Origin of the sequence: Desulfonispora thiosulfatigenes DSM 11270, assembly GCF_900176035.1 — a bacterium.
GTDB lineage: Bacteria > Bacillota > Peptococcia > Peptococcales > Desulfonisporaceae > Desulfonispora > Desulfonispora thiosulfatigenes.
On the sequence record NZ_FWWT01000015.1, the window covers coordinates 77,542 to 99,666 of the forward strand.

Genomic DNA, 22,125 nt, shown 5'->3' on the forward strand with positions numbered 1-22,125 from the left:
TTTATTTAGGACTAGTAAATATGGAATACTATCAAGGCTTATTGTATAATATAAGTAGGCAGGTGACGAAAATGAAAAAAGTGATGAGTTACCAATTATAATACCTTTAGTAATTTATCATGGAAAAGATAAATGGTATATAAGAAAAACCTTAGGAGAAATGATTGAGGGGTACGAAGAGTTAACCGATGAAGTGAAGGAATTCATACCGAATTACAAATACCTTTTATATGATGTATCTAGATATAAAGATGAAGATATAAAAGGAGTAGAATACTTTGAAACATTCTTAAAATATATATATAGTGCAGGGAAGAGTTTTAATGAAGAAGACATTAAAAAAATACAAGAAGAAGTGGAAAAAATTTATCCTGAGGGGAGTGAGTTAATAATGACTACTGCTGAAAGACTTAGAAGAGAAGGAAGACAACAGGGTAAAGAAGAAGGATTAAAAGAGGGAAAAATTGAAACGCTTTCGAAAACAGCTATCAAACTATTAACCAAGAAATTTGGAAGTTTGCCCCTAGAAGTTAAAGATAAAATACAAAAGTTAGATTCTGATACCTTAGAAATTGTAATTGATGATATCTTTGTCTATGAAGGTTTAGACGACCTTAATAAGTTTTTAAAATAAATAATAATGTTCAACCATCCCTTACGTTTTGTACATATAAAAATGTAAGGGATTTTTTATATTTAAATTTATACATTACTCATTTTATTCATAATTAAGCATTACTAATCTGGGGTGCATCTACTATCCTTATGATAAAAATATCATGCACCTTTCTTTGTATATAAATCTCAGATAATGGGAAAAATATAGTTAAGGAGGGTGATTTGCGTGAAATTTAAAAACAGTGCGATATATTACATAATAATCTTATTTGCAGTTATGGTATCTTTTTATCAATTAACAGAGTACATGGATAGAAGCCAAAAAAGGGATAATTCTGTGACAAAGGTAGAGGTACAAGCCAAGGATCAGGGATCAGAGGGGGAAACCCTAGATACGCGCTTACCAGGAAAGGGCTTAGAAAATAGTAAACCAGATGAAAACATCGAAATCCGTAAACCTACGGTGGAAGGAAATAGGGCTGAAGAGAAGAAAGTACCTGTAAATTCCGCAGAAAATACTAATGCAGCTTCACAAAAAAACTAGTTCTAATCAAAATAGCCCTAAAAAGGAAGTTACTGAAGGTAATGGAGCTAGTACCAATAAAGTAAGTCCAAAGGAAAATCAAAAAATAGAGGCGATTAAAATTGAGCATGAACAAGAGGCTACTAGTGTAGCAGCACAGCCTAAAAAACAAACGCCTAAGAAGGCTGAGCCGAAAGTAGATAATGTTAAAAGTAGCAAGTTAATTCAGCCTGTAGCTGGAAAAATTAGTGCACCATTTGGTTTAGCCTTTTCACAATTTTATCAAGACTACCGTTTACATTCAGGAATAGATATTAAGGTAAAGTCTGGCACATCTGTGAAGGCAGCTTTACATGGCACTATTCTGGAAATAAATAAATCTAATCAAGATAATATTACGATTACTATAGATCATGGGCAAGGTTTAGTGACGACATATGCTCATTTAGGAAAAAGCAAAGTAGAAAAGGGAGATTTAGTTCAACAAGGTCAAACTATTGGAATTATAGATAATCCAGGTCTAACTGAAGAGGGTCAAGGGTCACATCTTCATTTTGAAGTCCGCGAAAATAAAAAGTTAGTGAATCCTGAAGAATATTTGAAATAATATTCATTTTTTGCAAACAACCCCATATACATTTATAAGGATGTTTATGGGGAGGTCGGGGAATGCAGGAATATATCAGAAAAAGAGTATTAGATATATGCAATTATATTTTAGAAGAATCAGCTACTGTAAGGCAAACCGCGAATGTTTTTGGTGTGAGTAAAAGTACAGTACATAAGGATATGACAGAACGCTTACCAATTATTAATAAAGAATTAGCTGATAAAATAAAAGAAATTTTAGAAAAAAATAAAGCCGAAAGACATTTACGCGGTGGAGAGGCTACAAAGAAAAAATATATGTGCAATAAAGATACTGTAAATGAAATAGATACTGATATACATAATGTAATAGGTAATAAAATAGGATCTGAAATACATACTGAAATGCATCCGATTAATGAATTAAAAACCGTAAATGAATAAATATAAAAAAACACATCAACACATCAAGGCCTTGCAAATCAGTATTTTGCAAGGTCTTGTCCTTTATCTATCAGAAGATTATGCAAATTTGATAATTAGATTTTAAATTTAGAGATAAAGAGTATACATGCCTAGAAATAGTTGTTAGAATAATGTATAAATAGGAACTAGAATAATTTACTAAAAACAATTTACAGAGCTATAAATATACAATTATGAATATGCAATTATTTTTATGTAATTATAATTATGCAATTATTTTTATGTAACTATGATTTATGTAATTATGATGTATCTAATTATGATTTATGTAACTTTGATTTATGAGGGTGGCGAAAATGTTTAAATCAATTAAATCGCAATTATTAATAAACTACTTTATTATAGTGCTTATTGCCTTTATGGCTTTAGCAATAGTAACAGATCATAAATTACAAGAATTTATGGATTTCACCAATGGACAGTATATGGAGAGAGTTTGTGCTAGAGCCTATGGTATAGAGAAAAGGTTAGAAAGGTATTCGAACCCGCATGAAATACCATCTCCCTCTGCTATATTAAATTCTTTTGATAATAATTTAAATGGAGAGAGCCTGATTATCAATGATAATGGTTTGATTTTAGCTCGATCCAATTCAACAGAAGAGAATAACGAACCTCAATACATAACTAATAATGTAGAGGAACGGGCAAAATTTGCAAATCAAGTTAAGAGGATAGAAAAGTATAAAAATGAAGCTGGTACGAAAATGGTAGCCTTTATCGAAAAAATAGACGGTTCACCAGATTGGACATACATATATAGCATTTCAGAGTATGACCTTTATTCGCAAATAAATACGGTCAAATATACCTTGTTATTAGCATTAGCAATTTGCTTTGTTTTTATGTCCTTATTTATTTATCTTTTTTCCAATCGGATCACTCTTCCTATCATTAAATTAAAAGAAGTTTTTGAAGAGGCAGCTGATGGTAATTTTCATGTAAAGGCTAATGAAAGTACGCCAAATGAAATCGGTAAAGCTGCTCAAAGTTTTAATAGAATGATTGCAAAAATTAAAAATCTAACCTATACAGATAGTATTACAGAACTTCATAATTTTAACTGGTTTTTATTAGATCTTCCTTATAAGATAGAAAGGCCAAGAGAAGAGGAAGGTTTATTTGCCCTTGTAATTATTTCAATTGATGATTTCAAGAAAATAAACGGCGTTATCGGGTATGAAGGGGGCAATGAAGCCTTAAGAGTTTTCAGTAATAATCTTAAAGAAATAATGCAAGATGAAGAAATAATAGCCAGATACTATGGGGATGAATTTATTCTTTTATTATGGGCAAGTAATCGCGATGAGCTGGAAAAGAGTATTCATAATTTATGGCAAAAATGTAGTGAAAAGATAAACATTCGCGGAAATTCATTTAAATTAAAAAATAGCATAGGTGCACGAATATTTTCCAGGCATGATAAACTTATAAGTCAAAAGATTATTCACCAGGCTACATTAGCCAAAATTATGGTTAAAAAACAAGGTGGAGATAATTACATTGTTTATAATCAAGAAATTGATAATATTATTAGAGAAGAGCAAAAATTAGAAATAGAATTAGAGAATGCTCTTGATGAGCATGAATTTTACCTTTTATATCAGCCAGTTGTAGATATTGCTACTGGAAAAACGCAAGGGGTAGAGGCTCTCGTGAGGTGGAATCATAAAGTTTATGGAAAAATTCCTATTATTACAATAATTAAGACGGCTGAACAAAGTGGACTTATTTTAGACATAGGAAAATGGGTATTAAAAGAAGCATGCCAGCAAAATAAAAAATGGCAACTAGAGGGGTATGATCCTATTATCGTATCAGTCAATGTCTCTGCTCTGCAGCTTGATCACCCGGATTTTGTTGAGCTAGTTAAAAAAATATTAGAAGAAACAGAGCTAGAACCGAAATATTTAGAATTAGAAATAACTGAAACAGTAGCTATGGAAAATGTCACAGAAAACCTTAAAAAAATGAAACAGCTGAAAGAAATCGGAATTGGAATAGCTATTGATGATTTTGGGACAGGGTATTCATCCCTTGCTTATCTTGCTGAATTACCGATTGATAAATTAAAGGTAGACAGGTCTTTTATTAAAGATGTACCTGAATGTGCTGATTCCATGGAAATTGTTAATACAATTATAAATTTAGCAAAATCAATGCGTATCAAGGTAACGGCAGAAGGCGTAGAAACTATGCACCAGCATGGCTTATTAAGCAAGACGGGATGCGATTTAGTTCAAGGATATTTAATCAGTAAGCCTAGAGAGTCAAATTATATAGAACAGAAATTTTTAGCTTAAGTTATCTGTTTGGTGCATGAAATTAGTATATTAAGGGAACACTACCATAAAGAAGTTCCCAGTTTTACTGAAATAAGATAAAAATTAACTAATACTTAAAAGGATATATAAATAATTTGTCGAATAAAACTAATGATGGTCTTAAGTTTTAAATATAATATAAACGAAAGAGCAGAATCTGGTTCAGTGGGAGAAATTCCACTGAATATTTATGATAATAGAAAATTATGAAGGCACGTTACTTGAGAAGGGAGGACGTTAAGTTGTTAAGTTTTGGAGAAGATATTGGGATAGATTTAGGTACAGCTAGCGTTTTGGTATATGTAAAGGGTAAGGGGATTGTTTTAAATGAGCCCTCAGTTGTTTCTGTGGACCGAAACACAGGACAGGTTATCGCTGTAGGTGAAGATGCGAGAAAAATGCTAGGCAGAACGCCTGGTCATATAGTTGCTATTCGTCCTTTAAAAGATGGAGTAATAGCTGATTATGATGTGACAGAAAAAATGTTAAAATATTTCATTGAAAAAGCGTCAGGCAAAAAATTATTTTTCAAACCAAGAGTAATGGTATGCATCCCATCGGGAGTAACTGGAGTAGAAGAAAGAGCAGTAAAACAGGCTTGTATAGCGGCGGGAGCAAGACAAGCTTATTTAATTGAAGAACCAGTAGCAGCGGCTTTAGGTGCTGGAATTGATATTGCTCAGCCAAATGGCAGTATGGTTGTTGATATTGGTGGGGGTACCACAGATGTAGCTGTTTTATCTTTGGGCGGAATTGTGTGCAGTAAATCCATTAGAACCGGGGGAGACTGCTTTGACTCTGACATAGTGCGCCATGTTCGTAGAGAATTTAATCTCATGATTGGCGAAAGAACGGCAGAAGAAGTAAAGAAAGAAATAGGTACAGCTTACTTAACTACAAATGATACTACGGATATGAGAGGCCGTGACCTTGTTAGTGGTCTGCCTAAAACCATTGAAATTTCAGCTAAAGATGTAAATGATGCTTTAAAAGAGTCCGTTATGTCAATAGTGAGTGCGGTAAAAGAAGTATTAGAAAAGACTCCACCAGAATTAGCTGGAGATATTATGGATAAAGGAATCGTAATGACAGGTGGTGGAGCCTTATTACATGGCTTAGATACCTTAATTACAGAATCTACCGGTCTTCCTGTGGCAATTCCTGAAGATGCAATTTCCTGCGTAGCAATCGGTACTGGAATAGCTCTGCAAGATATGGATATGCTAAAGGCAAGTAAAGTTAAAACTAGACAAGCACTGTAAATCAACTTTACATTAAAAACATTTTTTAGATTATACAATATTATGTGCTTATAGTATTACAGTGAATAAATATATGAGAAGCGGTTTTGGCCGTTTTTTTTCTAAACAATCTCTTTTTAGGGATTGTTTTTTTGTTTTTGGTCAATAATAAAGAAGAATACGAGTGAAGGGAGAATGATGAACTTGTTTGGTAAGGGACGTATGCTTTTAATGGGTATTATTTTAGGATTTATGTTATTTGTTCCTACTGTAGGATGGTTTTCGGACAAAGTTAAAGAAAAAGATTTTTTACAAAATGTAGATACTCATAGATATTTAGATATGATGCAACAGGATCAAGAAGAAAAGGTTAAAGAGATTTTTGGCACTATTGGAGATAAGCTGAAAAATGAGCCAGAAGAATCTCTGATTACAGATAAAGTAGTAGAGGCTCCTAATATAGATGAGGCGATTGCAAATCGAGCAGAGCAAAATAGAATCGAAGTAGTAGAAGCACCTAAAGCTAGCGAAGTTAAAAACACTAAGAAAAGCTCAGAAAAAAAGCTCGTAAAGCAGGATAATCATTTAAATAAAAAAACAGATAATACTAATCTAATTGTCTTAGGCGTGGATCAAAATAGGCTTAAGTTTGTTTCTGTTTACTCTATTAATCAAAAGAATAAAAAGTCAGCAGGGGTTTTCTTGCCTACTAAGACAGGCCTTAATGTTAATGGGCAGCTTTTATCTCTTGAAAAGATACATAAAAAGTATGGTGCAGAAAGTTTAAAAAACTTAATTAGTAAAACCATGGAAATAAGTATCCCTTATTATATGGAAGTGGATAAGCAAGGTTTAGTAGACTTAAGTAAAATAATTGGCCCTGTTTACATTGAAGATGAAAATGTAGATGTCCCTAATTTATTCAACCAATCCCCATCTAGTGGTGATGATGCAATCCTCCAAGGGGTAGCTAAAGAGGTAACTAAGACGAAAATTAGTGATTATCCAAAATTATTAGGGATCTTTAAAGAAAATGTTAAATCAGATCTCGGGGTAAAAGGTGCTTATAGCCTTTATAAGATATTTAAAAATCTCAATCACGCTGAATTATCGAAGGTAATTTTAGGTGGGGAAAAAATTAAAAGGGATGGGCAGACCCTGATTATCGTCGAACCTTACGATTGGCATAATATGGTGTATCAAATGACCGAATAGGCAAAATAAAGCATAGATTAAAATAAGGCAAAATATAAAATAATATAAAAAGCAAAATAGGCAAAATGCAAAATAATATAAAAGTCAAACAAGGCATAAAAAATGCCTCCTGTGAATTCTCGGCAGGAGGCATTTTGAGTTGCAATTTAATTTTAAGTTTGTAAATTTATAACATTCTGAATTTTAACTAGCTTATTCAGCTAGTTATTTATACACTTATTTAATTACTTATTAGCTAAATACTCATTGACCCGATTACTCATCCACTAAATTATTACTTACTACACTGAGTCATTTAACTTAGTCGTATAAAATTAAGTTAACATTATTTTTAACAAATTTACGGGTTACTTTTTTCTTTTCTGGTTGATAAAAAGCTAAATCTTCATCAATGTCGCTGATTCGCATTACGATAGAATTTTTATCTCCTTCTGGAGCGTATTGCCACGCCTTAAAGAGTCGATCTCTTTCTTCTAAAAGATGATTAATTTGATTTTTTGTAAGCATAAATAGCACCTCCAAAGTAATTTTGTACAAACCTTCACAAGTTGTCATTAATATAACTGATATTATCCATAAGATGATACGGAATTTTCTGAATTGTCATCTGCCAATGCTAGTTGGGAACTTAAGATGTTTAAGTAAATTAAAGTAAACTATATTATATATATATGATTTTTTATACTCTATATACTATTTATATTATACTTGAGTAAATAAGTCAACCAAAATCACGCAATTGTATACAATATTATGTGACAAGTTTCACTTTCTGTTTTAAGTATTTGCAATAAATTTTACTTGTTTGTGAAAAACTAGATTGGTAGAATAAAGTTTAAGGGATTATCTCTTAATTAAATGCGCATAAAGGAAGTGCTTAAATTAAGATATGTAATATTATGTTGGCTTTAAGACATGGAAAAATGCACACTTAATAAAAAATGATTAAAAGGGTGAGTATAATTAGAAGTAAAAGGACGAGTATAATAAATAAAAAGTATAGTAAGATAATTATTGCTTTAGTCGTAGTTTTGATTTTAGGTGTAGGTGTGACGGCGTGGGCTTATAATTATTATTTTACATTGCCTCCTGAGCCAGATCCAGAGAAAGATTTAGTTAATAAGGAAGAAATAGAAAAGTCAGAAATCGCAAAAGAGCTAGGTGAATACACTATTTTAGTACTAGGCCTTGATAAAACCATGGGACATACTAATCGTACAGATACCATTATCCTAGCCACCATAGATGCAGAAAACCGAAAGGCTAAAATGCTATCCATACCCCGCGATACGAGGGTAAAGGTAAAAGGGCATTATGAAAAGATTAACTCTGCCTATGTATATGGAGGAGTTGATTTAACAAAAGAAGCATTAAGAGATTTTCTCGGCATAGAAATTGACCGGTATTTAATTGTAAACTTCCAAAGCGTCATCGATGTCGTTGATGCTATAGATGGCATCGAAGTAGACGTTCCTGTGAGGATGTATAAACCATTAGAAGATATTGACCTAAAACCAGGTGAGCAAAAGTTAGATGGTAGAGGCGCTCTTGCTTATTCGCGCTTTAGAGACACGAGCGAAGGAGATATTGGGAGAGTAAAAAGACAGCATGAAGTAATTAAATTAGTAGGTGAAAAGGTGACAAGTGTCCAAGGAATAAAAAAAATACCTTCCTTAATAGATATTTTAATGAAAAATGTGGAGACAGATATACCGAAAAAGGAAATAGGTGCCCTAGCTAAACTTTTCCCTGATATAATGGAAAATGAAATTTCGTCGCTTGTATTACCAGGAGAAAGCAAAAAGGTTGACGGACTATGGTATTATATACCTGATGAAAATAAAATAAGTGGTAAATAAGGCCAAGGCGAAATAGGCTGGATGCAAGTTGAAAATAGAGTTAGAATAGAGAATGTGGAGAGCAAAATGAAAAGTATAAAGCACTAGCTTTTAAGTGTATTTACTCTACATCAAATTGGAGGTTTAATATGTCGGTAGAATTGTCACGTCTAGATAAACGCAAAATCAATAACAGCACGCCCCCAAAACGCAAATTGAGTAAGAAATTCAAAAGATTAATGAGAGTCGTATTTTTTGGTTTAATATTCCTGCTCGTGATAGGGATGGGCTTTTATTATGGAGATAGTTTATTTGCAGGCCTCATTGGTGGAGATAAAGAGCCCGATACTATAGTTGCTGAGGATGAACCAGATGAAGAAAAGTCAGGTTCCTTAAATAAAGAAGGACCGGTTAATGTCTTAATAATCGGAACAGACCAAAGAAAAAACGAGCCAGCTAGATCTGATACCATGATATTAGCAACCTTGTTCCCAAAAGACAAAGAAGCGCGCCTTTTATCCATCCCGCGTGATACCAAGGTAAAAGTAGCAGGTCATGGTACCACGAAAATCACCCATGCCCACGCTTATGGGGGCACAGAGCTTGCCGTAGAAACAGTTGAGGACTTTTTAGGTGTGCCTGTGGACTATTATATAGAAACAAATTTTCAAGGTTTTAAAAATATCATCGATATCCTAGGTGGAGTGACAATTGACGTTGAACGCAGAATGTATAAGCCACTTGAAGATATTAACTTAAAAAAAGGACTACAAACATTAAATGGCTATGATGCTCTTGGATATGTGCGCTGGAGAGGCGACGCTCAAGGAGATATCGGGCGTATCGAAAGACAGGAAAAGTTTTTAAGTGCCCTAGCTGACCATGCTGTAAGTATTAATACTGTTTGGAAGATTCCAGATCTTTTAAAGGAAATAAAAGATAATATTGAAACAGACCTAGGTACTAGAGAAATCTTATATTTAGCCACAAAATATGCAAAAGTCAATTCATCCAATCTTCAGTCACAATATCTTCCAGGCGAGCCTACTTATGAAAAAGGCGTGAGCTACTGGCGAGCAGATGATGAAGAGTTGGAAGAATTAATTGAAAGAATGCAGATGCTGCCAAGCGAGCTGGCGAAGCTGGAAGCAGAGGAAGCGGAAGCAGAAAGAGAAAGAGACAGCGAGGAAAACAGTAAAAGCGAGAAAGAAGATAGCAAAAGTAGTAAAAATAATAAAAATACGAAAAGATAGTAAAAGTACGAATTAGAATTAAGATGCTAGAAAAGAGTGCGTCTTGCAATTCCCATATTATATTTTTAAAAATTAAAATAGCGGGATATCATCTAAAGAATTATAAGCAAGTTTTCAAGGAAAGGAAGACCGCAATGAAAAACATTACTGGTAAGCAGCGTAATTTAATATTTTATAGTTTTTTAAGTGTAGCGCTTGTTTTGGTTTTGATACTGGCAGTCGTAGGCAGTACTCAAAATGGCGAATGGACTAAAGAGGATGCCATGCACAAGCACGCCTTTAAAAATCTTAGAAGGGGTAATTTTGATGAAGCTATACCTTTATATAAGCATCTGTTAGAACAAAAGCGTAATCAAAATAGCCCTAATCTGTATTGGGAGTATGGCGGGTGCCTAGCAGGGAAAAAAGAGTACCCTGAGGCACTTAAAAATTACGAGCTAGCCAAGGAAAAGAATATTTTCTTAGTTAAAGATTCTAATTTTATGTATCAGTGGAGCCATTTGTTAGCTGAAAATGGGCAAGACGATAAAGCCTATAGATATTTAACCTTAGCCCGTCAGGAAGCCTCAGACGAAAAAATCGCAGCTCAAATGGATACGTTACTCCAAAAGATCGAAAATAAGAAATGAATAGGTGAACAAAATGAAGAAAAACAAGCTTAAAAATAAAGTAAAACCATTGCAGAATGGCCTCGTGGATTATTCGCGTATAGATAATAATATTTGGAAAACGCTGTTAGCCATGTTAGTGCTGATTCCCTTGACGATTAAAATGCATCCTACAGACCATATTAGCCCGATTATTGGTGATCATTTTGAACCTACAGGGTTTACAATAGATGTCTTTTCCTATTATAAATATGCTCTGCTCTTACTTGGGACGAGCATTTTAATTATGTTTTTTTTAACGAAAATGGTTTCTAAGGGCTATACCCTTAAACAAGATAACACCAACTTGCCTTTATTTATTTTTATGGTCTTAGTATTACTCTCAGCTATATTTGCAGATTATAAGCATTTAGCTTTAATTGGTATGTACAATCGCTATGAATCGGCTCTCGCCTTTTTATGTTATGGTTTTATTTTTTTAATAGCTGCGAATATCACGTATACGGAAAAAAAGGTTACCTACATTATTAGAGCTTTATATCCGGTAGCCTTCATAAACACCATTTTGGGCTTAACCTGGTTTTATGGCACGAATATCTTAGACTATGAAGCTGTAAGAAAGTTTTTAACCCCAAGCACGATGCCTTTAGATACATTAACGGGGTATATCTTAGCGACACTGCCTAATCCTAACTATGTAAGCGGCATTGGAGCCGTACTATGCTGTATTTTTGTAACCAAGGCAATATTTGATAGAAATCTTATCGATAAAGTAATTAATCTTATTTTTGCCACGATGTCCTTTGCTCTGATCCTTACTTCTTTATCCACGAGCGGATTTGTGACTATAGTTATAGCATTGCCTGTACTCGTATTATTTATGCTCAAAAGTAACACTAAAAAAAATGCCTTTATTACCTTAGCTATTGTGCTCGTGATTTTTACGGGAACATATAACGTTTTAAATGCACATAATGAAAGAGTGCGCTATGAAAGCATTGGATTCTTTACTGAAATGGCTGAAAAGGCAAAGGCTAAAATAGAAGCAAGTAAACCCGAAGAGATTAAGCCGGAGGAAATTGAGCAAGAAGCACCTCCCGTACAAGAGCCACCCGCAGAGGATCCAATAACAGAAGAGCCGCAAGTAGAAGAACCTAAAGTAGAAGAAGCACCACTAGTCGATATTGCAACAGAGTTCAATCTCCCAGCCAGCGGCACTACCTTTGGATCGGGTAGGGGGTACATCTGGGCAGAAACTTTAAAATTAATTAAACAAAACCCGATATTTGGCTATGGATTTGACACTTATCCGTTTCATTTTCCACAAAACGATCCTAATAAAATTACTGGATTATATACCATGGACGTGACCGTAGATAAACCACATAACTTTTACCTAGGCCTAGCTTATAGTGCAGGAATAGTAACATTATTAGCCTTTTTGTCGTTAATATTCATTAATATATATCGTCACTTTAAAATATACTTAACAGGTATTAACTCAGAGCTAAAATATCTAATCGCAACTCTTTTTATGGGTTGGCTTGCGTTCTTAATCCAATGGATCTTTAATGATTCACGCATAGGCACGACCTTTATCTTTTGGATTATTTTTGGAGTGAGTACTTCGCTCATTAGGGGCTTGTCCCAGGACGAGAATCAGGAATTACCATAGACAATAGCTAGATAAATGTTTATACTAATGCTTACCAGAAACACGCGCAAAAAAAAGTTAGAAAAGTTTTAAAAGTTTTTTCAAAAACCGGGAACTTTTTTATCGAAAGGAGCGTCTTATATATGAGAAGACGCATTTACCTGCTAGGTTCACTAGTAGATAAGGTAAATCTAAAACAAGCTTTAGAAAAAATAGAAGAATTCATTGAAAGCAAAACTCCCCATCATGTGATTACAGCCAATGCCGAGATAATTTACACAGGCAGAGAAAACAAAAGCCTAAGTCGTACTTTAAACAAGGCAGACCTCGTAACAGCAGATGGATCAGGAGTAATGTGGGCCTCAAAATATATCAAGGACCCAATTGAAGAAAGAGTAACTGGAATAGACCTGTTAAATGCTATTTGCAAACAAGCCCCTAAAAAAGGCTGGAAATTGTACTTTTTAGGTGGTGAACCAGGCATAGCCGAAAAGGCTGTCTTAAAAGTTTTAGAACTTGAGCCTGAGTGTCAGATAGTAGGTTATGAAAATGGTTACTTTAATGAAGAAGAAACACCCAAAGTAATAGAAAACATCCAAAAATCAGCACCCGATATTCTTTTTGTGGCTCTCGGAGCTCCAAGACAAGAGTTTTGGATCAGAGAACACTTAAAAGAATTAAATGTCCCTGTCTGCATAGGGGTAGGGGGAAGCTTTGATGTACTAGCTGGTAAGGCGCAGCGTGCACCCGAATGGATGCAAAACAATAGCTTAGAATGGCTTTACAGGCTCTATAAAGAACCCTGGCGCTATAAAAGGATGCTCGCACTCCCTAAATTCGTGCTTGCTGTAATAGGGCAAAAGCAAAAAGGGGAAGAAGACATTCAAGATGAAGAGAAAAAATGATTAACCTGAAGTTGGTTAATGCTTAAGATTTAATGTCTAATGGGCATACTGGTAATAGTTAGAGGGTTTAACAAATCCAAGGAGAAAAGTTTTACACCAGTTACAAAAATTGGTTAAAATTTTTCCTTTAATTAAGAAGGATTTTTAGATAAGATAGAGAATATCAGTAAGGCAGATTTAAAAGAGCAAAATTAGAAGATATTCTAGAGTACATACAGCTAATATCTTTTTCACACTATTCACAACATTTTGCTTGACCAACCGTAACCATGTGGTATAATAACTTGTGTATCATTGTAGGATTTGCCTTATTTAGCAAAAACTACATTGTATATAAATTGTCGGCCAAGCCGATAAAAGTAATTAGCTAACAAATTTAAGTTAATTGCAATATTAATTCTTCGAAAGGGGGGATTAGGCCACACAGCCTAAAACGATAGGTTACAAAGCCTAGTATCTCTGGGGGATTAGAAATGCATACGAGTTACATAAAGATGTATGCGCAGTAAAACAAGTGTATAAGCTGCCATAGGCAGTAAATTTTGGGCAAAAAGCCCGCACAATATAGGAGGGAATTATTTTGAAGAAACAAAGAAAATTATTTGCCATCTTAACGTTAGTAGCGTTCATGATGACATTATTACCAGTGGCTGCATTCGCTGCAGATGATGTTGCATCACTAGGATGGTCACAAATTTATGCAGAAGATGATTATGTAGATGCTGATAACAAAGATTTAGCTGGGTTCACAGTTGAATTAAAAAATCAAACTGGAAATTTAACTAATGAAGTTACTTCAGGTTCAACACTTGTAATTTGGGCAGAACGTGCAAACGAACAAGTATCTGATGTAGATGTATTCACAGATAAAGATGGAAACAAATTATCTAACAAATTTAATAAAGCTATAATTAAAGTTGCTCCACAAAAATCAACTACAGTATATTTAAAATCTGGAAAAGCTGGTGTAGTAACTGTAAAAGCAGCTATTGTTGATTCAAGTAAGTTAGACAGTGAATCAGTATGCCAAAAAAATGTAGTTGAAAACAATGCAGTTCAAATCAGAGATACAGCTAAAACTGAATTCGAAGCTGCTAGAAGTACTGATTGGACATATAAGTTCACTAACAGAGGTTCAAATGAAGCATTAAGTACTACTCAAGCTGTAAATGGCGGCAAAGCAAATGGAATTGATAAAAAAGAATTTGATTTCTTTGTTGTTGATAAACAAGGTAATGCTGTTGTAGGTGAAAAAGTTAAATTATCTGTAAACAAAAATGGTGCTCTTGTAGACACTGATGAAGAAATTACAGATAAAAGAGGTAAAATTGAATTTGGTGTAACTGCAACTGATAACGACACTTACAGAGTAACTGCAGAAGTTGCTGGTGAAGTTAACACTTTAGTAATTAGCTTTACAGCTGCAGAAGCTTACAAAATTGAAATTTCTGACCAACCAACTGCTTCTATTGCTTTAGATAGCGATCCTGGAATTGAGTTTAAAGTATATGACATCAATGGAAACTTAATTGAAGAAGTTGACCAAACTTTAGTTGACGAGTTAAATGGTAAAGCAGCTAATCATACTGGAGATAAGCATAAATATCACCAAGTAATTAGTACTCCATCAGGCTCTAAAGTAGAAGATAAAGACTTAACTTTTAGAAATGTTAAGGTGAATGACTTAGAAGATACTTTATATTTAGATTTCTCAAGAAAACCTGACAAGGTAGGAACTTACAAAGTTAAAGTTTCTTTAGCTAATGGTAAATCTGAAATCGTTTCTTTTGACGTAAAAGAACAAGGTAAAATTGTAAACATGACTATGGATATCAAAGAAAATAGTATTGCATGGGAAAAATCAACTAGAAAACCAACTGTAAAATTATATGATGCTGACGGAACATATAAGAAAGAAGACTCTAAAATATTCTACAACTATACTTGGACTGTAGATAATACTGCTTTAGCAAGTGTAGCAACTTATGGTGATGATGCTGGTGTAGTAAAAGCTAAAAAAGGTTCTGATTATAACTACAAAACTGGTACTGTAACTGTAACTGTTTTAGATGAAAGCAGAAACTTAACTGCAACAGATACTTTAGTAATTGGTTCTGACGTATCAAGTGTTAAAGTAGCAGAAAATGGTAAAGCTGTTGTTGGTGAAAAAGCAACTGTTAAATTACAAGTTGTAGATGCTGATGGCAATAATATCGCTTTAGATGCAAATAAAAGAGAAAAAATCAATGTAGATTTATACAAAACTTCAGCTCCAGCGGATGCAAAATTAGATTGGAATTTACCAATTAAGTCTGCATACCAAAAAACTTTAAGCCGTACAGGTGAATTAGTATTTGATGTAACTTCTGATGTTGTGGGAGATGTAACATTCCAAGTTGTAATTAAACAAGACTTTAATGATAATGACAAAAATGTATCTTTAAGTATCCCTGTAACTGTAAGCTTCAAAGCTGACGCTCCTAAAGTAGGTGCTGAACAAGTTACATTATTAATCGGAACTTCAACTTACATCGTTGATGGTGTAGTTCAAAACAGTGACTTAGCTCCATTCATCAAAGACAACAGAACTTTCGTTCCAGTACGTGTTGTTGCAACAGCTTTAGGTTGTGAAAACGTTGACACAATGTGGGATGAAGCAACTCAAACTGTTAAATTAGTTCGTGAAGACATGACTGCAACTGCAGTAATTGGTCAACAATTAATCACAGTTGAAAAAGACGGAGTAACTACTACTGTATCTTCTGATGTAGCTCCATTCATCAAAGACGGTCGTACTGTATTACCTTTCCGTGTATTATCTGAAATCTTTGGTGCTGAAGTAGAAGCTATCGCTGCTGCTGATGGTACTACTGCTTCAGTAACATTCACTCAAACTTGGTAAGATTGTAACACAAATGAAAGGTCAGGTTAATCCCTGGCCTTTTTCTTTACATAAAATAAATAATTTTTTTAAAAAATATTACTGACTGACTGGTCAGTTCGCTCGTGAACCTAAAATTTTGCATAAAAGCAGGTGAATATAATGAAAAAACTGAAAGCAATCTCACTGTCATTGGCGTTAACTATGTTCCTTTCGGTACCAGCCTTTGCAGGAACTGAGATGCCATCACTATCAAATACACTATCCTTAGAACAAGTTAAAAAATTAGCCGTAGAAAATAGCCGTTCAGCTAAGGATGCTCGTATTGGTTTAGAATATGCCGAAGTAAAGAAGGACCAAGTAGCTAATCAATATCTAGGAGTGCGTGATGCTCGTCGTGAGGCAGCGGTTAGGGGTAACCCAGCTGGAAAACTTGTCGAGGCTACAGTAGGTAGTATTAAAAACATAAATGCTCAAATAGCGGCGACTAACCCAAGTAAGGAGCCAGAAAAATATGCTTTATTACAACAGCAATTAGCTCTGGAAAATAGCCAACTAGGAGTTTTAACCTCGCTTGGTGGGGTAGATGATTTAATGGCCATGGAAGACAAGGCTGAAACAGGAAAATTACAAGCAGAAGATGCTTATAATACAACTAAAAACAAAGTAAGAGATGCAGAAAAAATTATTGAATTTAGTGCAGAAAGCATGTATTTACAAGCTTTACAAGTAGAAAAAATGCTGGATATTTTAAATCAAAAAGAACAATTTATGAATAAATTATTAAAAGTGGAGAAGATTAAGAAGGAAGCAGGAATGACCTTAGATACTAATATTACTACCCAAGCTGTTTCGACTAGCGATTCTTCCAAAGAATTACGTTACTGGAAGGATAAACATCAAACAACTTTAAAAGTAATTAATGATCTAATTGGGAGAGATTTAAATGCTCCTTTAAAACTGCAAGAAGTCAACGTGCGCATTAAAGCTAGAGATAAGTATGAAGAAGTTCTCGACCAATCTATCAAAAACTCGGGTACTATTGCTGAGCAAAAACGTCTTATTGAACGTAATCAAGATGATAGAGGAAGCGTTAAAAGTAGAAGCGATGAATATAGCTTATACCTAAAAGAGGAAAAACGTAGTAATTTAGCCATTGAGAAAGTAAAAATTGATAACGAGGTAAATGTGAAAAACTTATTTACGGACTTATCTGCAAAAGAAAAGTCTTATGAATTAGCTCAGGTTACTTTAGAAAACAGCAAAAAAATTCTTGAGCAAAATAAGTTAAAGTTTGAAGTAGGCATGATCTCAAAAATTGAATTAGAACAAGCTGAACTAAGCTTTCAAAGCGCCGTTTCTGATTTACAAAAAGCATCCTATGATTATTATTTAGTAACTCGCCAAATTGAGATGGCAAAAGAAGGGGTTTTCCAGTAAACTAGTAATTAGTGGAGCATTTACGCTTCACTAATTTTAGTATCTAAATTTAAAGGAGGTAAAAACATGAAGAAAACTATACTCCCTGTGCTCTTAATTATCATGCTGCTTGTATTAACCGTGCCGGCTGGAGCTAACTCTGACAAGGTAACTATCTTTTATAATGACTACAAATTAAATGTTAAGAGCCCTGTCTATGTGGAAAATGGTAGAACATTTATACCTATGCGTGATTTCTTTGGGGCTGTGGGCGTGCAAGTTGAGTGGAGTGAAATCTTAAACAGAGCCACTGCTTATTATCATGATAAAACCTTGATCTTTGAACCTGGAATGATGCATGCGTACATAAATGCTAAAAAAACTGAGCTAGAACAAGGCGCAAAATTAGTAAACGGTGCTGTCTACATACCTTTAAGATTTTTTAGTGAACAGCTAGGCTTTATCGTCGACTATAAAGAAACAACAACTGGAAAAAATATAAGTATAGTTAATAGAGTAACAGGCAAAACTACTAATGAAGGAATAGTCCAAATCCCAAAGCTTACTGAAAATGAAAAGGTAAAAGTAGATCCTAATGAGATAACCAGTGACTATCACCTATGGCAAAATAGCGCAGAGAAGCACATGGTGGGAACTGAGGGAAATCTTATTAAAGCCTTAAGTACAGGAAAAACAATCGAAGTTTATAACATAGATAAAGCAACAGGTGAAAATACTAAAAAAGAACAAAGCATGGATAAAAGATTTACCTATTTAAATAATGTAAATGTAGAGGGCAATGAGTTTATAATTAAGGCTAATATCCCTGAACAAGATAAAGATCAGGTAGGTATAGGTAGCCCCCTTAATAATGTGCCCTTACGAAAGATTGATACCTATTATGGTAAATATCGACTATATCATAGTGATGAAGATTATGAATACTTAACTGTTAATAGTAAAGGTGAAATTACCGGTGCTGGGCGTGATACCATTAGAGGTAATGTTCTTGAAGTAGAAGGTACTATTTCAAACGACATGGCGAAGGGCTGGGCTAAGGCTACTAATGGAGCCTATTGCTTTGCAGCAAAGGATGAAATAGTTCTCTTAAATAATTATAATTTACGCTATAATATTAAAACTGATAAAGTTGTAGAGCAAAATATCGTGGCAACTAATGGAGATAGATTTTTAGTTATGCAAGTTGTCAAAGAAAATGGTAAAACAAGCAAAATTTATTCTACTGTAATAGATAAAAATGAAAAAGTTATTAAGCACTATGATTTGCTAAAATATTTTGAGGAAAATAGAATAAAAGTCAGCAATGTAATTACCCAGGGAGATACTGTGTATTTCATGGTAGATGCCGGAGCAACTTTCTACCTAGGATCTTATGACTTAAGTGCTAATACTTATAGCATTGATGAAGTGCCAATTGGTGGTAATTTAAAACAGCTTATCCCGGGCATCGCTAAGATTTACTTATTTGGCCAAGATGCTGATAACTATTATTATTTACCGATTAATTAAAAGTTTACCTGCAACAAGGTATCCCACTTAATACCATTAAAAGTGGGATATTTTTATATGCAAATATAGGGTATAATGGTAATTGGTTATAATATAGATTATCAGATGAAAGGAAGGATTTATTTGCTCAAGAAAAGAATTTTACTGCCTATTTTAGCAACTTTATTGATTTTAATGGGCTGTGCAATGGCTAATGAAAAAAATCCTGGGCCCCCGCCACCAACGGATAATAATTTTGATGTAATTGTTGTAGGTGGAGAACCAGAAGGAGTTGCAGCTGCCGTTTCAGCATCGCGTAATGGTGCGACAGTATTACTTGTTGAGGATGATCATGCCCTAGGGGGACTTATGACCCTAGGAAAACTTAATTACATAGATATGTGCCACAATAGTAAAGGCGAACTTTTAACTAGAGGAATTTTTGAAGAATTTCATGATGCCGTCGGGGGGACAGCCTTTGACGTAACCCTTGCTACCAAGGTATTTCATGACATGGTAGAGGATCAACGATCTATCGTTTTAAAGCTAAATACCAAGGTATCAGGTGTGATGAAAAATGGAAACACTGTAACAGGGATCAGAGTAAGCGAAAATGGTACACCTAAAACGTATTTTGCTAAAAGGATCATTGATGCTACAACTGATGCTGACATTGCTGCTATGGCCGGAGCTCCATATACCTTAGCTGGTGAAGATATCGGGGAAAAGGACAGATTAATGGGCGTTACCTTAGTCTTTGAATTAACTGGTGTAGATTGGGATCGAGTAACCAAACACATTAAAAGTGGTGATAATCCTCATGCAGGCGTGACTAAAAAAGCTGCCTGGGGGTATACTAATGAAGGATATGCCTATGAAACCAAAGATCCTATGATGCACTTACGTGGATTTAATGCTGCGCGCCAAGATAATGGTAATGTCTTAATTAACGCGCTCTTAATTTTTGGTGTAGATGTATTAAGTGAAGAAAGTAAAAAAGAAGGCATAGCTAGAGCAAATAAAGAGCTAGAATACCTAATGCCATATATTAATAAAAATTACGTAGGATTTGAAAATGCAAAATTATTAGAAACAGCTGAGCAACTATATGTGCGGGAAAGCCGTCATATAATTGGAGAATATCAGCTCACGATTGATGACGTTTTAGAAAATCGTGACCAATGGGATAGAATTACTATTGGTAGCTATCCAGTAGATATTCAGCCAAATATCAAACAACGTGCTGGTACAGTAGTAGGTAGTCCAGACCAGTATAGTATTCCATTTCGTTCCCTAGTACCTTTAAAGGTCGAAAATTTATTAGTAGTAGGTAGAAGTGCCTCTTATACATCCTTAGCTGCAGGTAGTGCGAGAGTAATTCCTATTGGCATGTGTGAAGGGGAAGCAGCAGGAGTAGCAAGTATATATTCTATTGAAAACGAAATGACTTTTAGAGAATTGTCTAAATCAAAAGATGATATTGAAAAGGTGCAAAAGCAATTAACTAAACAAGGAGCCTACTTAAAGCCATTTGAAGTAAAAACTCCGATCATGGATCACTGGGCATATGAAGGCTTAAAAACAATTAGAGGTTTAGGCTTATTAGATGGTGGATATGTAAATGACTATCGCCTAGAAGCACAAATGGAAAAGTGGCGCTTCCAAAACCTAGTAAATCGTACCTTAGAAAAGTCAAAACTAGAAAATCCTTATACCGTAGATGTTTCCCTAACTCCTACAGTATCAGAAATATTATCAGCAACTCATTATGCTATGACAGGCGAACAAATAAGCGGCAATGAGGCGAGAAAAGTCTTAAAGGATAAAGGCATTTTAACAGAAAAGTTAGAGCCATATTTCGCAAAAAACTACGCCATTCCACAAGCAGCAGAAGTGACGTATTTAATAGCAAATGTGTATAAGTATTTGCAGAAGTAGCTTTTTAATTGCAAATGCGAATAAATACCTGCAGAAATAGTTAGTTTAATGAATAAAAATATGCAGAAGTAATAACATTATGTGGCGATCTGAAAGTCGCCTGTTCTCTAAAAGCATGAAAGGACAGGGCGGCCGGAGGGTCGCCTTTTTTTGTATTTATATTGATTAATAGGGAATGATAGGTTATAGGGACAATGAATACCAAGGCACTATAATCTTTGAACTTATATAAAATTTAGGATAAAATAAGATTAGGAGCATTACAGTGAACAATACAGAAAAACATCTAAAAACAAATAAACATGACTTAACATTTAAAGAAGTGTTTAGTCAAAAACGAATAGCAGAAGACTTTCTTAAGAATAATATACCAAAGGAAGCATTAGCTATTATAAATCTAGAAAGTTTAGAACTACAGAAGGCATCATCTACAAATAAGGAATTAAAAGAGATCTTTTTTGACTTAATTTATAAAGTACAAATAAATAACCAGGAGGGCTATATTAGCTTTCTTTTAGAACATAAATCATATAAAGACAAATTAACCATATTCCAAGTGCATAAATATATTTTAGAATTCTGGACGAACATCGTTAAAAAAGAAGGTAAAAAGGAATTACCCATAATTATTCCAATAGTAATATATCATGGGCAAGAAAAATGGAACTTAAAAACAGATTTACGAGAAATGATTCCAGGATTTCATGACCTACCAGAATATTTTAAAGAAAGAGTACCTGTCTTTAAACATGAACTTATTAATATAAAAGAATACGAAGAAAATGATTTTGAAAAATACACAAAATTAACGGCAATGATGCTAAAGGCATTTAAATATGCCTTTGAAGAAAACCTTGAAGTAGTATTAAGGGTATTTTTATTAGCTATAAAAGAAGCAGAAAAAGAAGAATCATTAGATACATTAATTTACTACGGAGAAATATATTTAAAATACATCGAGCTTACAAATAGCCAACTAAAAGAAGAAGACATACGAGAAGAAATAAGAAAATTAGACGGAAAGGGGGATGTTACCATGGGTATATTAGAACAAATAGAAGAAAGAGGAATTAAAAAAGGCATACAAAAAGGCATACAAAAGGGAATTAAAGAAGGAAAATAAAA

The 22,125-nt window shown here is 34.1% G+C and carries 17 protein-coding genes and 2 pseudogenes; 18 read left to right on the forward strand and 1 reads right to left on the reverse strand.

Features of this window, described 5'->3' with window-relative positions:
* Window positions 1-82: 82 nt before the first annotated feature.
* From B8965_RS12925 to B8965_RS05485, 8 genes and pseudogenes are all read left to right on the forward strand, one after another.
* Window positions 83-343 (forward strand): annotated as a pseudogene (locus B8965_RS12925) (Rpn family recombination-promoting nuclease/putative transposase); the annotation flags it as partial.
* A 48-nt stretch (window positions 344-391) separates the two neighbouring features.
* A complete protein-coding gene (locus tag B8965_RS12930) occupies window positions 392-634 on the forward strand; it encodes a DUF4351 domain-containing protein (protein WP_278336339.1) in 243 nt (80 codons plus the stop codon).
* 210 nt (window positions 635-844) lie between these two features.
* Complete coding sequence (locus B8965_RS05460; RefSeq protein WP_084052844.1) at window positions 845-1,162, forward strand: hypothetical protein; 318 nt, start codon at window positions 845-847, stop codon at window positions 1,160-1,162.
* Complete coding sequence (locus B8965_RS05465) at window positions 1,140-1,748, forward strand: M23 family metallopeptidase (protein WP_084052845.1); 609 nt, start codon at window positions 1,140-1,142, stop codon at window positions 1,746-1,748. The genes B8965_RS05460 and B8965_RS05465 overlap by 23 nt, the downstream gene beginning before the upstream one ends.
* A 62-nt stretch (window positions 1,749-1,810) precedes the next feature.
* Window positions 1,811-2,056: pseudogene (gene spoIIID, locus B8965_RS05470) on the forward strand (sporulation transcriptional regulator SpoIIID); the annotation flags it as partial.
* A gap of 455 nt (window positions 2,057-2,511) precedes the next feature.
* Complete coding sequence (locus B8965_RS05475; RefSeq protein ID WP_159446274.1) at window positions 2,512-4,518, forward strand: EAL domain-containing protein; 2,007 nt, start codon at window positions 2,512-2,514, stop codon at window positions 4,516-4,518.
* Between the two features lie 263 nt (window positions 4,519-4,781).
* On the forward strand, window positions 4,782-5,801 hold the full coding sequence (gene mreB / locus B8965_RS05480; protein ID WP_242941933.1) for a rod shape-determining protein: 1,020 nt from the start codon (window positions 4,782-4,784) through the stop codon (window positions 5,799-5,801).
* A gap of 174 nt (window positions 5,802-5,975) precedes the next feature.
* On the forward strand, window positions 5,976-6,995 hold the full coding sequence (locus tag B8965_RS05485) for an LCP family protein (protein WP_143334227.1): 1,020 nt from the start codon (window positions 5,976-5,978) through the stop codon (window positions 6,993-6,995).
* A gap of 300 nt (window positions 6,996-7,295) precedes the next feature.
* On the opposite strand, the gene B8965_RS05490 is transcribed toward B8965_RS05485, so the two are convergent.
* The gene (locus B8965_RS05490) at window positions 7,296-7,502 is read right to left on the reverse strand and encodes a hypothetical protein (protein ID WP_084052850.1); all 207 of its coding nucleotides are present in this window, start codon (window positions 7,500-7,502) and stop codon (window positions 7,296-7,298) included.
* Between the two features lie 446 nt (window positions 7,503-7,948).
* On the opposite strand from B8965_RS05490, the gene B8965_RS05495 reads away from it, so the two are divergent.
* The 10 genes from B8965_RS05495 to B8965_RS05540 all read left to right on the forward strand — a co-directional run bounded on the left by B8965_RS05495 (window position 7,949) and on the right by B8965_RS05540 (window position 22,123).
* Window positions 7,949-8,854: an LCP family protein gene (locus B8965_RS05495; RefSeq protein WP_159446276.1), complete on the forward strand. Its 906-nt coding sequence runs from the start codon at window positions 7,949-7,951 to the stop codon at window positions 8,852-8,854.
* Window positions 8,855-8,982: 128 nt separating this feature from the next.
* The gene (locus B8965_RS05500; RefSeq protein WP_084052852.1) at window positions 8,983-10,086 is read left to right on the forward strand and encodes an LCP family protein; all 1,104 of its coding nucleotides are present in this window, start codon (window positions 8,983-8,985) and stop codon (window positions 10,084-10,086) included.
* Between the two features lie 134 nt (window positions 10,087-10,220).
* On the forward strand, window positions 10,221-10,715 hold the full coding sequence (locus B8965_RS05505; protein WP_084052853.1) for a tetratricopeptide repeat protein: 495 nt from the start codon (window positions 10,221-10,223) through the stop codon (window positions 10,713-10,715).
* Between the two features lie 13 nt (window positions 10,716-10,728).
* Complete coding sequence (locus B8965_RS05510) at window positions 10,729-12,369, forward strand: O-antigen ligase family protein (RefSeq protein ID WP_084052854.1); 1,641 nt, start codon at window positions 10,729-10,731, stop codon at window positions 12,367-12,369.
* Between the two features lie 122 nt (window positions 12,370-12,491).
* Complete coding sequence (locus tag B8965_RS05515) at window positions 12,492-13,253, forward strand: WecB/TagA/CpsF family glycosyltransferase (protein ID WP_084052855.1); 762 nt, start codon at window positions 12,492-12,494, stop codon at window positions 13,251-13,253.
* Between the two features lie 580 nt (window positions 13,254-13,833).
* Window positions 13,834-16,155, forward strand: coding sequence for a stalk domain-containing protein (locus tag B8965_RS05520; protein WP_084052856.1), 2,322 nt, complete (start codon window positions 13,834-13,836; stop codon window positions 16,153-16,155).
* A gap of 141 nt (window positions 16,156-16,296) precedes the next feature.
* The gene (locus B8965_RS05525) at window positions 16,297-17,574 is read left to right on the forward strand and encodes a TolC family protein (protein WP_084052857.1); all 1,278 of its coding nucleotides are present in this window, start codon (window positions 16,297-16,299) and stop codon (window positions 17,572-17,574) included.
* A gap of 66 nt (window positions 17,575-17,640) precedes the next feature.
* On the forward strand, window positions 17,641-19,083 hold the full coding sequence (locus B8965_RS05530; protein WP_084052858.1) for a copper amine oxidase N-terminal domain-containing protein: 1,443 nt from the start codon (window positions 17,641-17,643) through the stop codon (window positions 19,081-19,083).
* Window positions 19,084-19,206: 123 nt separating this feature from the next.
* Window positions 19,207-21,000 (forward strand): FAD-dependent oxidoreductase, encoded by a 1,794-nt coding sequence (locus tag B8965_RS05535; protein ID WP_159446277.1) that lies wholly within the window; start codon window positions 19,207-19,209, stop codon window positions 20,998-21,000.
* A 265-nt stretch (window positions 21,001-21,265) separates the two neighbouring features.
* Entirely contained in the window at window positions 21,266-22,123 is an 858-nt protein-coding gene (locus B8965_RS05540; RefSeq protein ID WP_159446278.1) for an Rpn family recombination-promoting nuclease/putative transposase, read from the forward strand.
* The last annotated feature ends 2 nt before the right edge of the window (window positions 22,124-22,125 follow it).